Here is a 13916-nt window from a genome sequence, read left to right as displayed (position 1 = left end):
ATGCCTGTTCCGTTTTTATCGCATCGCCGTCGCACGCCGCTGGGTGTGCGTCGCGGTGGCGCGCGCGTGCTTGTCGCGCTTCCTTCGCTGACCGCACTGGGCGCGGCGCTGACGCTTGTCGGCTGCACGCTCGGGCCGGACTATGTTGCGCCGCAGGCCGCGACGCCCGCGGGCTATACCGATTTGCCGCGTACCGGCGGCGACATCGCGTCCCGGCCGCAGGCGTCCGAGCCGGATCCGGCCTGGTGGCGCGCATTCGACGATCCGCAACTCGACAGCCTGATCGCGCGTGCGATCGCCGGTAACCTCTCGTTGCAGCAGGCGGTATTGCGCATCGCCGCCGCGCGCGAGCAGGTGGTGCAATCCGCTGCCGCCGGGCTGCCCACGCTCAGCGCCAACGCCAGCGTCAAACGCGAGCAACTCGGCTTGCAGGGTATTCTGGATTCGGCGCACGTGAGCGCCAGCACGCTGGACGCGGTCAGTCCGGGCGCCGGCTCGGTGCTCGGGACCCTGACCGACCCGGTCAATCTGTTTCAAGGCAGCTTCGATGCCTCCTGGGAACTGGACCTCTTTGGCCGGGTGCGGCGTTCGGTCGAGGCGGCACAGGCGTCGGCGCGCGAGGACGTGGAAAGCCGCAACGATGCGCTGGTCTCGCTCGAAGCCGAGGTGGCGCGTGCCTATGTGCAGTTGCGCGGCGCGCAACTGGTCATGCGCACCATCAACGAGCAGATCCAGGTCGCCCAGGATTCCGTGGACCTGACGCGCGAACGCAGCCAGCACGGTCTGTCGCCCCAGCTCGACGTCGAGAACGCATCCGCACAGCTCGGTTCGCTGCGGGCGCAATTGCCGCAATACGAGGCGCAGACGGTGCAGGCCATGAATGGGCTCGCCGTGCTCCTGGGGCAGGCGCCGGGCAGTCTCGACGCCGAGTTGTCCACGGTGCGGCCGATGCCGGCGCTGCCCGCGGCGATTCCCGTTGGGCTACCCTCGGCGCTCGCGCGCCGGCGCCCCGACGTGCGGCAGGCCGAGGCCTCGCTGCACGCCGCCACGGCCAATATCGGCGTTTCGGTCGCGAGTCTGTTCCCCAGCATCTCGCTCACCGGGCAATTCGGTCTGCGCAACACCCAGGCGAGTTATCTCACCCGTTGGGCCAGCCACTTCTATGCAGTCGGGCCGAGCGTATCGGTGCCGATCTTCGAAGGCGGGCGGTTGCGCGCCAGCGTGCGCATGGCACGTGCCGAACAGGCGAGCGCCGCGCTCAATTATCGGCAGACCGTGTTGAGCGCGTTGCAGGATGTGGAAAACGGTCTGGTCAACTACCGTACCGACCAGGCGCGCACGCTCGCGTTGCAGGAGGCCCTGGGTGCGCAGCAAAATGCCTTCAACCTATCGAACGAAAGCTATCGCAAGGGCATCGATTCCTTCCTGAACGTGCTCGACGCGCAGCGCCAGCTTTCGCAGGCCAAACAGCAGCTCGCGCAGTCGCAGGTCCAGACCGGCACCGATCTGGTGGCGCTTTACAAGGCCCTGGGGGGAGGGTGGCAGCCGTACCAGCAGGTCGACATGCCGGCCTATCGCATATTCGGCCCCGCCACGACGGTCGGCGCGGAATCGGGCGATGCCGCATCGGCCGGCGCGGTATCGACCGGGGCTGTATCGACCGGCGCGGTATCGGCCGGCGCGGTATCGACCGGGGCTATATCGACCGGCGCGGTATCGACCGGCGCGGTATCGACCGACGCGGCGTCCGCTCCTGGTCCGACGCCGCCATGACGCGCGCAACACCCGCGCGCGGCGCCGCGGCCCAGGGGCTGCCGCGCGACGTCCGGGGCAAGCGGGCGCTGATCCTCGCGAGTGCTCGCGCGCTGTTCATCCAGAGCTACGAACGCACGACGATGGACGCGATCGCCGAGCGCGCGACGGTCTCGAAAGCGACGCTGTACGCGCATTTCGCCGGCAAGGAGGATCTGTTCGTCGCGCTCGTCGAGGACGAGGTCGAAGCGCTGCGGCAAGCGAGCACGGCGACTGGCGGGCGCGCGGACTTCAGCGTCGAGGACCGTCTGATGCGGTTCGGCACGCAGCTTCTCGAATTGACGCTGAAGTCCGACAATCTGGCGCTTCTGCGGGTGCTGATCGGCGCGGGGCAGCGGTTTCCCGCCCTCACGCAGCGTGTCGTCGACTCGGTGCGCGCGCCGATCCGTTCCGCCGTCGTGCAATTGCTCGAACAGGCGGTGGCGGCCGGCGAGCTGGTGTGCGACGATCGCCGCTTCGCGGCCGATTTCTTCATGCGCATCATCAACGGCGGGATCCGCATCGACTGCCTGCTGGACGAACGCCTGCGGCCGACCCCGGCGCAGATCCACGAGCACGTCGGACTGTGCGTCCAGGCGTTCGGCCTGCTCCTTCAGGCCCGCAACGGCGGCCCGGCGGGCACGACCGGTCCGCCGCGCTGAAATCGGGATTCCCCGGACCGCCACATCGTTCCGGTTTTCCCGCAATATGACGTCGTGGCCGCGGCTTTTTCGTGACGCCGCGGGCCCGGATCGGGCAAAATTGCGACCCGCATCCCGATCCGGCGCCTGCCGTGGCGCCGGGCGCCCCTTTCGATCTGCATGGAGCGGCGTTCGCGCCGATGGCAATGGCGGTACTCAAACAGTTTTTCGGACTGGAAGAAGCGGGGTCGACGGTTCGCACCGAGATCCTCGCCGGCGTCACCACCTTCCTGACGATGGCGTACATCCTGTTCGTCAATCCGTCGATTCTGGGCGCAGCAGGCATGCCCCAGGGGGCGGTGTTCGTCGCCACCTGCATCGTCGCCGCGCTGGCCTCGTTGATCATGGGCCTGTACGCGAACTATCCGATCGCCTGCGCCCCGGGCATGGGACTGAACGCGTATTTCGCGTTCACGGTGGTCAATGGCATGGGCGTTCCGTGGCAGACCGCGCTCGGCGCGGTGTTCATTTCGGGCTGTCTGTTTCTGCTCGTCAGCGTGCTGGGGCTGCGCGAGGCCATCATCCGCGGCATTCCGGCGTCGATCCGCGCGGCCATCACCGCCGGTATCGGCCTGTTTCTCGCGATCGTCGCGCTGAAAAGCGCCGGCGTGATCGTCGGCAATCCGGCCACGCTGGTCACGCTGGGCGATCTGCACCGTCCCGCGGCGCTCCTGGCCATACTGGGGTTCTTCATCATCGCGGTGCTCGACGCGCTGCGCGTGCGCGGCGCGATCCTGATCGGCATCCTCTTGGTGACCCTGGCCAGCTTCGTCGTCGGCGGCAACCATTTCGCCGGCCTGGTGTCGATGCCGCCGTCGATCGCGCCGACCTGGTTCCAGTTCGATCTGCACGCCGCGCTGTCCTCCGGCATCGTCCACGTAGTGCTGGTATTCTTCCTGGTCGAACTGTTCGACGCGACCGGTACCCTGATGGGCGTGGCCAAGCGCGCCGGCCTCCTCGTCGAAGGCAAGTCCGCGCGCCTGAATCGCGCATTGCTGGCCGACAGCGCGGCGATCGTCGCCGGCGCGATGCTGGGCACGTCGTCGACCACCGCGTACATCGAAAGCGCCTCGGGCGTGCAGGCGGGCGGCCGCACGGGCCTGACTGCCGTGGTGGTGGCGCTGTTGTTCATCGCCGCGCTGTTCTTCGCACCCCTGGCGAGCGTGGTGCCTGCCTATGCGACCGCGCCGGCGTTGCTGTATGTCGCCTGCCTGATGTTGCGGGACCTGGTCGAGCTGCCCTGGGACGACCCCACCGAAGTGGTGCCCGCGGTGCTGACGGCGCTGGTCATGCCGTTCACCTATTCGATCGCCAACGGCATCGCGTTCGGTTTCATCTCGTATGCGGTGCTCAAGCTGTGCACGGGACGCGCCCGCCAGGTGGCATGGATCGTCTGGATCATCGCCGCAGCGTTTTTGCTGCGCTATATTTATCTCGGAGCGTCATGAATCTCGATCACGAGCTGCGGACGACCCCCGACGCCAATGGCGACGGGGCGCCCGCTTCCGGCGGCGCGGCGCCCGCCCCCCTGGCCGTTGAGCCGGCTACGACGGCCGCACCGGTCATCGAGCGGGTGGCGACGGCGCGCATGCCGACCGCGCACGGGGTCTTCACCGCGCATGTCTATCGCGACCCGCGGCATGGCACCGAACACGTCGCGCTGGTTGCGGGCGACGTGCGCGACGGCGACGCCATCCTGACCCGCCTCCATTCCGAGTGCCTGACGGGCGACGCGTTCGCGTCGCTGCGCTGCGACTGCGGCGCCCAGTTGGCGTCGGCGCTCGACCGGCTGAATGCCGAAGGCCGGGGCGTGGTGGTCTACCTGCGTGGGCAGGAGGGCCGCGGCATCGGTCTCGTCAACAAGATCCGCGCCTATGAATTGCAGGATCAGGGGCGCGACACGGTCGATGCGAACGTCGACCTCGGGTTGCCGGTGGACGCGCGTGACTATGACGCCGGCATCGCCATCCTGCGGGATCTCGGCGTTCGCTCGGTGCGGCTGATGAGCAACAACCCGACCAAGCTCGCCGCGATCCGCGCAGCCGGCATCCCCGTGGTCGAGCGCATCGCGCTGCGCATCGCGCCGAATCCCGAGAACCAGAGCTATCTCGAAACCAAGCGCGCGCGAATGGGGCATCTGCTCAATGCGCTGGGTGGCCCCCTGCTGTAGCGGGGATCATGCACCCGCCTGGCGGGTTCAGAAGAGGAAGTCGTCCACGGCGCTGAAGAAGGCGTTCGGGGCCTCCCAGTGCGCGATGTGGCCGACATCCGGTATCACCACCAGACGGCAATGCGGGATCGCTCGCGCCGCGGCCCGTCCCAGCGCGGGGAAATTGCCCAGGCGGTCCTTCATGTCGGGCCGCGCGTAGGCCTTGCCCGGCGCGGTGCGGTCCTTCTCGCCGACGATCAGCAGGGTAGGCGCGGCGATATCGGGCAGCTCGTCGACCAGCGGTTGCTGGAAGATCATCTGCGAGGTGAGCGCCGCGGTTTTCGCCAGCCGCGGATATTCGCCGCTTTGCATCGCGCTCAGATAGGGCGCCACGAGCGGCGCCTCGAAGCGCTCGGACCAGTGCGCGAAATAGCCCTTGACGTAGTTGCGGTACGCGTCCGGCGTCATGTTCAGCTGCGCGCGATAGAGCGTTTCGGTGCTTTGCGGCGTCTCGAGGCGCCGGTAGTCCTCGAGGCCGACCGGATCCTCCAGCAGCAGGCGGTCGACCCGCGACGGATAGTCGAGGGTGATGCGCATCGCGAGCATGCCGCCGGTCGAGTGGCCGAGGATGTCGGCATGCGCAATCTGCAACGCATCGAGCAGTGCGATCGTATTGCGGGCGAGCAGGTCGAAGCTATAGTCCAGCTCGGGTTTGGACGATTTGCCGAAACCGATCTGATCCGGCACGATCACGCGATACCCGCGCGCCGTCAGGTGGCGGATGACATTTTCCCAATAGACGCCGCCGAAGTTCTTGCCGTGCAGCAGGACGATCGTACGCGCACCCGCGTTCGGCTCGCCGTTGGCCGTGGTGGGCGGCACGTCCATATACGCCATGCGCACGTCCTGGCCCTCGTTGCGCAACGCGAGGAAATGGACCGGGTAGGGGTAGGGCAGCGCTTCGAAGCCGATGCCCATCGCCGGATGGCCGCCGGGGACATCGTCGCGCGGGGGCGCGGCGAGCGGGCCGCCGGGTCGAGGGGCCGGGAGGGAAGCGGCGGGCGAGGAGACGGCAACATCGGCGCCGGAAGCGGCGGGCGGCGCGTCCGTTGCGGCGAGGGCGGCGAACGGCGCGGCGGCGCCCAGCCCGAATGCCAGCAGCCACGCGCGCTGCAATGAAATCGGGCGACGGCGCGCCAGCGGGGTTGCAGGCATGTTCGTGGGTCCTTTGAAACGGGAAAGGGGCGGCCGGCGGCGCGGCGGCGCAGGGGTAAGCATCAGGGCGCAGGTGAAAAGTGCGGATTTCACCCAAACAATCATAAGCGTTTTGCCAGTTCGCCGCGCCCCGTCTTGAAGCGTGCGGGCGACGGATGGCACACTGAGGACTGCTTCGCTACCGTCGCCGCGATGCCGGGGGCATGCCTCGCGCCCGATTTGCACCGGTGCGCGGACCATGCGACCCCCGGCGCCCGCTCCAGGAAACCATGCACAAGAAACGCATTGCGATCGTCGACGATCACGCATTCATCCGGCTCGGCATGCGTATGCTGCTGGAAAGGCAGTCGTCGTGCGATGGCGACGTCGACGTCGTCGCCGAGGCCGCCGACGGTGTGCAGGGATGGCAACTGGTGCGGGACGGCGCCCTCGATCTGGTGCTGCTCGACATCAATCTGCCGGGCCTCGACGGGTACGACATGCTCGCGCGCATCGGCCGCATGGAAAGGCGGCCGAAAGTGCTGGTGGTCTCCGCCTCGGACGGCCTGTTGCCGGTGCGGCGCGCGCTGGCGGCGGGAGCCGACGGCTTTCTCTGCAAGTCCGAGGCGCCGCTGGAGCTGCTGCGCGGCGTGGCGGCGGTATTGGCCGGACACTGCTTCATCCCGCGCGGGGCCCTGCGCGTGCTGGCGCCGCCCGGCGCACGCGGCGAAGCCTTGTCGCCGCGCGAACGCTGCATTGCCGAAGGGCTGGTCGAGGGGCGCAGCAATAAGGCCATTGCGCATGCGCTGGGGCTGTCCGCGAAAACCATCAGCGCGCATAAACGCAATATTTTTCGCAAGCTGGGGGTGCGCAATCTGATCGAGCTGGTGGATTGCCTGAGAAGCACCGATTCCTACGGCGTGCGCCGGGCAACGGCGCGCGAGGGTGTGGCTGCGGTGCGCGAGTCGCCCCCCGGCCCCGCCCCCGAAGACGGACGCTGAAAAGCTCGCGCCGGGCCGCGGGTGGTGCTACAATTCGACCCGACGGGCCTCCTCGCATGGTGGGGCGGTTAACCTGGTCAGGTCGGGAACGAAGCAGCCACGATCGTTTTCCGCCAGTGCCGAGGGTCAGGCTCGTCACCTCTTTTCTTCAGTGTCGGTTTTTCGACATGATGCCCCGCAATTCAGTGTCCGCCACGCATGCCCGCGCAGACTCCCAGCCGCTGACGTTTCGAAGTCGACGTCCTGCAACGCCTCCGCCTGTTTGATCTTTCAGCCGTTTCCGGCATCGCTTCGCGTTGCGCGTCCGTCCGGCGTTCCCGCGGCGCCTGCCGCGCGCACGGTACGCAACGCGCCCGTGCGGCGTCTCGATCCTGATAGAATTCGGCGATGACCTACCAAGTTCTGGCCCGCAAATGGCGCCCCCGTGATTTTTCGTCCCTCGTCGGACAGGATCATGTCGTCCGCGCATTGACCCACGCGCTCGACCAGCAGCGCCTGCACCACGCCTATCTGTTTACCGGCACGCGCGGCGTGGGGAAGACCACCTTGTCGCGGATCCTTGCGAAGGCGCTCAATTGCGAGACCGGCATCACGTCGCAGCCGTGCGGCGTGTGCCGGGCGTGTCGCGAGATCGATGCCGGACGTTTTGTCGACTACGTCGAGATGGATGCCGCGTCCAATCGCGGCGTCGACGAAATGGCCGCGCTGCTCGAGCGGGCGATCTACGCGCCGGTGGATGCGCGCTTCAAGGTCTATATGATCGATGAAGTGCACATGCTGACGAACCACGCTTTCAACGCGATGTTGAAGACGCTCGAAGAGCCGCCCGCGCACGTCAAGTTCATCCTGGCGACCACGGACCCGCAGAAAATTCCGGTCACCGTGCTGTCCCGATGTCTGCAGTTCAATCTCAAGCAGATGCCCGCGGGCGACATCGTCGGTCATCTCGACAAGGTGCTGCGCGCCGAAGGGATCGATTTCGAGCCGCAGGCCTTGCGTCTGCTCTCGCGCGCGGCCGACGGCAGCATGCGCGATGCGCTGTCGCTGACCGACCAGGCGATCGCCTATGCAGCGGGCGCGGTGAACGAGGAAGCCGTGCGAGGCATGCTGGGGGCGATCGATCAGCATTACCTGATGCGCCTGCTCGATGGCATCGTCGCCGGCGACGGCGCCATGGTGCTGGCCGTGGCCGACGAGATGACATCGCGCAGCCTGTCGTTCTCGATGGCGCTCCAGGATCTCGCGCAGTTGTTGAACCGGATCGGCTGGGCGCAGTTCGCGCCGGCGTCGGTGCTCGAGGAATGGCCGGAGGCGGCGGAAATCCGCCGCTTCGCGCACAGCCTGAGCGCCGAACAGGTGCAGCTGTATTATCAGATTGCGACGATCGGGCGGAGCGAGCTTGGTCTGGCCCCCGATGAGTACGCGGGCTTCACGATGACGCTGCTGCGGATGCTGGCGTTTCGCCCGTTGACGGGCGCGAGCCCGGTGGGCGGGGGTGAGCTGCAACGCTTGCCGACGCCGACGCCGACGCCGACGGTCGTGCCGACGCCGACGCCGACGGTCGTGCCGACGCCGCGGGCTATGCCGGCCGTGGCGCCCGCCGCATTGTCGGACGCGTCCCCGTTCAACGCGCCGACCGCGGCGCTTCCCGCTGCCGCCCACGCTGGCGCGGCGCGTTCCGTTCCTCGAGGGTCACCTTCGCAAGCCGGGGCGCCACCGCCTGCTGCGCGCTCCGACGCGCCAGTGCCCGCCGTGCGCTCCGATGTGCGCTCCGATGCGCGGTCTTTCGCCGGGAGTCCGAACGTACCGGCGGACGTATCGGCGCCCGCGGCGCGCGCCGGCGCCGCGGCACGGGACAGCGACGACGCAGCGCTGCTCGATGCCTTCGGCGATCCGTTCGAAGATTCGTTCGCCGCTGCCGCCGCCGTGTCGCCAACCGCCCGGGCGCCTGCTCTCACGCCGGCGGCGTCGCCTTCGTCGGTTCCGGCAGCGGACCGGCCTTTCGCAGAAGACGCGCGGGCCTCGACAGGCACGGGCGCGAACACCTCGCCCGCGCGGACCGGGCCGGCGGACTTGCCGTCACGCGCTTCCGAGGAAGTGACCCAGACGGCGCAGGCCACGCGGAGCACGCCCTCGGTCGACGATGCGCCGGCGCGCGCCAGTTCGCCGGCGCGCGCGGCGCTGGAAGCGCTGGGCGCGCTGCGTGGCGGCGCCGCCAAAATGGCGTCCGCGCGCGCGCCGGCCCCGGGCGGTGTACGCGGGCGTGCGGCGGTATCCGGCGCAGCGCCGGCGCTCGCGTCGCCAGGTTCGGCGAATGCGCCGCGCCCGGCTCCGGGGGGGCGGCCGGGTAGCCCGGCACCCCAAGCGGCGGTAACGGCCGATGACATGCCCGCCTGGGACAATGCGCCCTGGGAGGATGATGGCGCTGCGGCATTTCTGTCGTCCGCGCACCCGATGCCGGACAGGTCGGGCGCAGCGTCGGGCGCCGCAGCGCCCGACGCGCCGTCGGGTCGCCGAGGCGGTGCATTATCCGCCGCGCGCGATGACGGTGTCGGTTTCGAAACGCCGCGACCGGTCCTGCCACCGATGCCCGACGCCGTGAGTCTGAGCGGGGTAGGCTTCGATGAAGACTGGCCCGCGCTGGCCGCGCGGCTCGATGTGAAGGGACTCGCGCAGCAGCTCGCGTTTCAGAGCGAACTCGTGTCGCTCGACGGCGCCTGCCTGTCGTTGCGCATCCCGATGGCGCAACTGGCCAGCGGTCCGCACGTCGAGAAGGTCGTCGCAGCGCTTGGCGAAACGCTTGGCCGGCCGGTGGAATTGCGTATCGAGATCGGCAAGGCCGAGCGCACGGCTGCCGTGCTCGAAGCGGCGCGCAAGGCCGAGCGGCAATGGCACGCGGAGCAGTCGATCCACAGCGACCCTTTCGTGCAGGCTCTGCTCAAGGAGTTCGACGCCGCGATCCTCCCAGGCTCGATCCAGCCGCTGGCCGCTGCGTTGGGCGCCATCGCGGACACATCCCCGGGAACCGCCACCGGTTTCCCGGCAACACCCCAATCCCATACCGAATCCAGGAGTCGATGACATGATGAAGGGCCAAATCGCCGGGCTGATGAAGCAGGCGCAGCAGATGCAGGAAAACGTCAAGAAAATGCAGGAGAAGCTGGCCGCCTCCGAAGTGACCGGCGAATCCGGCGCGGGTTTGGTCACGGTGCTCATGACCGGCGACCATACCGCGCGACGCGTGACGATCGACCCCAGCCTGGTCGCCGAAGACCGCGACATGCTGGAGGATCTGATCGTCGCCGCGTTCAACGACGCCAAACGCAAGGCCGATGAACTGTCGCAGCAGATGATGGGCGGCGTCACCGGCGGCATGCCCATGCCGCCGGGCTTCAAGCTGCCGTTCTGAGCGACCTTGCCACCGGTGTCCGACACGCGTGCGCGCCGCCGCGCCAGTTCTCTTTCGCTGAAAATGCCATGAAGCCGCCCTCCGCCCTGTCTTTATTGGTCGACGCATTGCGGGTGCTGCCGGGCGTCGGTCCGAAATCCGCGCAACGCATGGCCTATCACCTGATGCAGCATGACCGCGAGGGTGCCGAGCGGCTCGGCGGGGCGCTGCTGGGCGCCACGCGCCGGCTGCGGCACTGCGAGCGCTGCAACACCTTTACGGAAGCCGAAGTCTGCGAGATGTGTCTGGACGAGGAACGCGACCCGTCGCTGCTATGCGTCGTCGAGACGCCGGCCGACCAGATCATGCTGGAGCAGACGCTGACCTACCGGGGGCTGTACTTCGTTCTGATGGGACGCCTCAGTCCGCTCGACGGCATCGGTCCGCGCGAGATCCACTTCGACAAATTGCTGCAGCGTGCCACCGACGGCGTGGTGCGCGAAGTCATGCTGGCGACCAACTTCACCAACGAAGGCGAGGCGACCGCGCATTATCTCGGGCAGACGCTGAAAGCCCGGGGGCTGGTGGTGACCCGGCTCGCGCGGGGCGTACCCGCAGGCGGCGAGCTGGAGTACGTCGATGCCGGCACGATCGCGCGGGCGGTGCTGGATCGTCGCACGGTGTGAAGGGATGGCACACCCGGCATGAAGGGAATGTCGCGGGACAGGCCATCCGGCGCCGTCGTGAGATGCCCGCGCGAAGCGCGGTCGTGAAGCGGTGTCGTAGCGCGCGCCGAATCGCGCGCGATGCACGCCGGCGTGCCCCGCAACCTCGGTTACAATCGTCCCCATGCATATATTGCTGAGCAACGACGATGGCTACCTCGCGCCCGGGCTGGCAGCGCTGCACGACGCGCTGACGCCACTGGGCACCGTGAGCGTCGTCGCCCCTGAAAAAAATTGCAGCGGTGCGTCGAATTCCCTGACGTTGTCGCGGCCCCTGACCGTCTCCACGGCGGCGAACGGCTTCCATTTCGTCAACGGCACGCCGACGGACTGCGTGCATATCGCCTTGACCGGTTTGCTGGAGCGTCGGCCCGATCTCGTCGTGTCCGGCATCAACAACGGGCAGAACATGGGGGAGGACACCCTGTACTCGGGAACGGTGGCTGCCGCGACCGAGGGCTTTCTGTTCGGCGTGCCCGCGTTCGCGTTTTCGCTGGTCGATGCGGGCTGGGAACACCTCGACGCAGCGGCGCAGGTCGCCGCCGCGCTGATCGGCCATTTCGCGAGCGCGCCGCTGGCCGGGCCATTGCTGCTCAATGTCAATATCCCGAATCGCGCGGCCGGGGAGCATCGTGCCTGCCGCGTGACCCGGCTCGGCAAGCGGCATCCGTCGCAGCCGGCGATCCGGCAGACCGATCCCCGCGGCCGGCCGATCTACTGGATCGGCGCGGCGGGCGAGGCGAGCGACGCCACGGCGGGAACGGATTTTCATGCGGTCGCGCAGGGGCATGTATCGATGACGCCGCTGCAACTGGACTTGACGCACACGCGGCAATTGCCGGTCCTGCAGGCATGGGCGGCGGGCCTGGAGCACGTCGCATGAGTGCCGGGCCGGTCAAGCGTTTTCCGTTGACCCTGTCGGATCTCGAAAAGGATCCGGCGCTGCCGCGGCAGGCGGGCGGGGCCGGGCGGGGAGGAGCGAAGGTCGCTGGAACGGCGCCCCTCGGCCGCGGACCCGTGTCCGTGCGCGCCGCCCCCGCCGGCACCAGCGCGACGGCGGGGGCGGCGCCAGGATATGGCGCGCCGCGCGCCGCGCCCGCCCGGCCGATCCTGGGGGCGCATCTGACATTGACGTCGGACCGGGTACGCGAACGGATGGTCGAGCGGGTCAGGGCGGCGGGCGTGCGCAATGAGCGCGTGCTGGCGGCGCTGCGCGCGGTGCCGCGGCACGGTTTCGTCGATGCCGCGCTCGCGCCGCAGGCGTACGAGGAAGCGGCGCTGCCGATCGGCCATCGCCAGACGATTTCCAAGCCCGGCGTCGTCGCGAAGATGATCGAGATCGCCTTGAATGGCCGCGCCTCGCTGCGCCGCGTGCTGGAAGTGGGCACGGGATGCGGCTATCAGGCGGCGGTGCTGGGCCGCGTGGCCGAAGAAGTATTCTCGATAGAACGCATCAAGCCGTTGCATGAACGTGCGAAGCGCAATCTGCGGCCGCTGCGGGCGCCGAACATCCGTCTGCATTATGGCGACGGAAGGTTGGGCCTGCCGGCGAGCGCCCCCTTCGACGCCATCATCGTCGCGGCCGCCGGGCTCGACATTCCGCCGGCGCTTGCCGAGCAGCTGGCGATAGGTGGACGGTTGATCGCGCCGGTGGGCGGCGATTCGCAAGTACTGACGCTGGTCGAACGGATCTCCGCCCATCAGTGGCGAGAGACCGTGCTGGACCGCGTTTTTTTTGTTCCTTTGAAATCCGGAGTGATCTGATACCGATGAGTACGCTGATAAGAGACGGCGGCCGCTCCCTGTGGCCGAATTTTCAGCGTGGCGCGTGCGTGCTGGCGCTGTCTGCGCTGAGCGCGTGCGCGTCGCGGATGGACGGGGCGCCGGTGGTCGATCGCTCGAGCGCCGCACCCGGGTTCGCCAGCATGGCGCCCGCCGACCAGCCGCCCGGCCCGCCGCCGCCAGGGTTCTACCGCGTGAAGCCGGGCGACACGCTGTACCGCGTCGCCCTCGAAAACGGCCAGAACTATCGTGACATCACGAACTGGAACAACCTGACGAATCCGAACCAGATCGAGGTCGGGCAACTGTTGCGGGTCGCACCGCCGGGCGCGAATCCGCCAATGAATTCGCCGTTCGTGTCCAGCACGCCGGTGGGTGGCGCGCCCGTGCAGACCGCGCCGCTGGGCGCTCAGCCGGGTCCCGCGAGCCCAAGCGGTTACGTGTCGCCGTACGCGAGCGCGCCGGGTCCCGCGCCGACGACGGGCGCGCCTTATCCCTCGCCCTATGCGCCGCCGCCGCCGGGCTCGCTGGCGGCGGACGGGGCGGCGGCGGGCTTGACGCCGGCCGCGCCGGCGCCTGCGTACGCACCGCCGCCGTCCGCGCCGTCCTCCTCGACGCCGCCGGTGGCAAGCGGCCCCGTGACCTTTATCTGGCCGGTTCGCGGGCAGATCGTCCGCCAATTCAACGGCAGCACGAGCAAGGGCATCGACATCGCCGGCACGGCCGGAACACCGATCGTCGCGGCCGCCGCCGGCCGCGTGCTGTACGCCGGCAACAGCCTGCGCGGGTACGGCAATCTGATTATCATCAAGCATGACAACACCTTCCTGACCGCCTACGGCCATAACCGCAGCCTGCTGGTCAAGGAAAACGACGTGGTGACGAAGGGTCAGGCGATCGCCGAAATGGGCGACACGCAGGCGGACCGCGTAATGCTGCATTTCGAAGTCCGCCAGGACACCAAGCCTGTCGACCCGATGAAGTTTCTGCCGTCTCAATAAGGGACCGTCATGCCGAAATCGAAACGTCCGACGATCGGCCGGCCCGCCCCACCGGACGCAGCGTCGGCCGGGAAGGAGGAGGGGACGGCGGAAGACGTTTCGGCAGGCGGGAATCGACGGCGCGGGTCCCGTCCTGCGGCGGGGTCAAACGGCAGCGCGTCGCCGGTGCAGGATCGCGGCGCGT

The 13916-nt window shown here is 68.6% G+C and carries 12 protein-coding genes and 1 other RNA gene; 12 read left to right on the top strand and 1 reads right to left on the bottom strand.

The annotated features are described in order from the left end of the window. The 4 genes from OVY01_RS12830 to ribA all read left to right on the top strand — a co-directional run bounded on the left by OVY01_RS12830 (position 1) and on the right by ribA (position 4662). Entirely contained in the window at positions 1–1773 is a 1773-nt protein-coding gene (locus OVY01_RS12830; protein ID WP_267847982.1) for an efflux transporter outer membrane subunit, read from the top strand. Then, entirely contained in the window at positions 1770–2453 is a 684-nt protein-coding gene (locus OVY01_RS12825) for a TetR/AcrR family transcriptional regulator (protein ID WP_267847981.1), read from the top strand. Before OVY01_RS12830 ends, OVY01_RS12825 begins: the two co-directional genes overlap by 4 nt. A gap of 185 nt (positions 2454–2638) precedes the next feature. After that, on the top strand, positions 2639–3940 hold the full coding sequence (locus OVY01_RS12820) for an NCS2 family permease (protein WP_267848080.1): 1302 nt from the start codon (positions 2639–2641) through the stop codon (positions 3938–3940). After that, positions 3937–4662, top strand: a complete 726-nt coding sequence (ribA, locus tag OVY01_RS12815) for a GTP cyclohydrolase II (RefSeq protein ID WP_267847980.1) — start codon at positions 3937–3939, stop codon at positions 4660–4662. Before OVY01_RS12820 ends, ribA begins: the two co-directional genes overlap by 4 nt. A gap of 27 nt (positions 4663–4689) precedes the next feature. Here the strand turns inward: ribA and OVY01_RS12810 are convergent, their stop codons facing one another. After that, entirely contained in the window at positions 4690–5856 is a 1167-nt protein-coding gene (locus OVY01_RS12810) for an alpha/beta fold hydrolase (protein ID WP_267847979.1), read from the bottom strand. Positions 5857–6125: 269 nt separating this feature from the next. On the opposite strand from OVY01_RS12810, the gene OVY01_RS12805 reads away from it, so the two are divergent. The 8 genes from OVY01_RS12805 to OVY01_RS12770 all read left to right on the top strand — a co-directional run bounded on the left by OVY01_RS12805 (position 6126) and on the right by OVY01_RS12770 (position 13732). Beyond that, the gene (locus tag OVY01_RS12805) at positions 6126–6836 is read left to right on the top strand and encodes a response regulator transcription factor (RefSeq protein WP_267847978.1); all 711 of its coding nucleotides are present in this window, start codon (positions 6126–6128) and stop codon (positions 6834–6836) included. Positions 6837–6877: 41 nt separating this feature from the next. Next, positions 6878–6976, top strand: an RNA gene (ffs, locus tag OVY01_RS12800) — signal recognition particle sRNA small type. 247 nt (positions 6977–7223) lie between these two features. Beyond that, a complete protein-coding gene (gene dnaX, locus OVY01_RS12795) occupies positions 7224–9917 on the top strand; it encodes a DNA polymerase III subunit gamma/tau (protein ID WP_267847977.1) in 2694 nt (897 codons plus the stop codon). Between the two features lies 1 nt (position 9918). Beyond that, entirely contained in the window at positions 9919–10245 is a 327-nt protein-coding gene (locus OVY01_RS12790; RefSeq protein WP_267847976.1) for a YbaB/EbfC family nucleoid-associated protein, read from the top strand. A 68-nt stretch (positions 10246–10313) separates the two neighbouring features. Then, a complete protein-coding gene (recR, locus tag OVY01_RS12785) occupies positions 10314–10910 on the top strand; it encodes a recombination mediator RecR (protein WP_267847975.1) in 597 nt (198 codons plus the stop codon). A gap of 163 nt (positions 10911–11073) precedes the next feature. After that, positions 11074–11832 carry a 5'/3'-nucleotidase SurE gene (gene surE, locus OVY01_RS12780; protein ID WP_267847974.1) on the top strand — a complete coding sequence of 253 codons (759 nt, stop codon included), beginning with the start codon at positions 11074–11076 and terminating at the stop codon, positions 11830–11832. Further along, complete coding sequence (locus OVY01_RS12775) at positions 11829–12713, top strand: protein-L-isoaspartate(D-aspartate) O-methyltransferase (RefSeq protein WP_267847973.1); 885 nt, start codon at positions 11829–11831, stop codon at positions 12711–12713. The genes surE and OVY01_RS12775 overlap by 4 nt, the downstream gene beginning before the upstream one ends. 5 nt (positions 12714–12718) lie before the next feature. Continuing rightward, positions 12719–13732 (top strand): peptidoglycan DD-metalloendopeptidase family protein, encoded by a 1014-nt coding sequence (locus tag OVY01_RS12770; RefSeq protein WP_267847972.1) that lies wholly within the window; start codon positions 12719–12721, stop codon positions 13730–13732. The last annotated feature ends 184 nt before the right edge of the window (positions 13733–13916 follow it).

The organism is Robbsia betulipollinis (genome assembly GCF_026624755.1).
Taxonomy (GTDB): Bacteria; Pseudomonadota; Gammaproteobacteria; order Burkholderiales; family Burkholderiaceae; genus Robbsia; species Robbsia betulipollinis.
The sequence above is the reverse complement of the archived record's forward strand: the minus strand, read 5'-3'. Positions and strand labels throughout refer to the sequence as shown.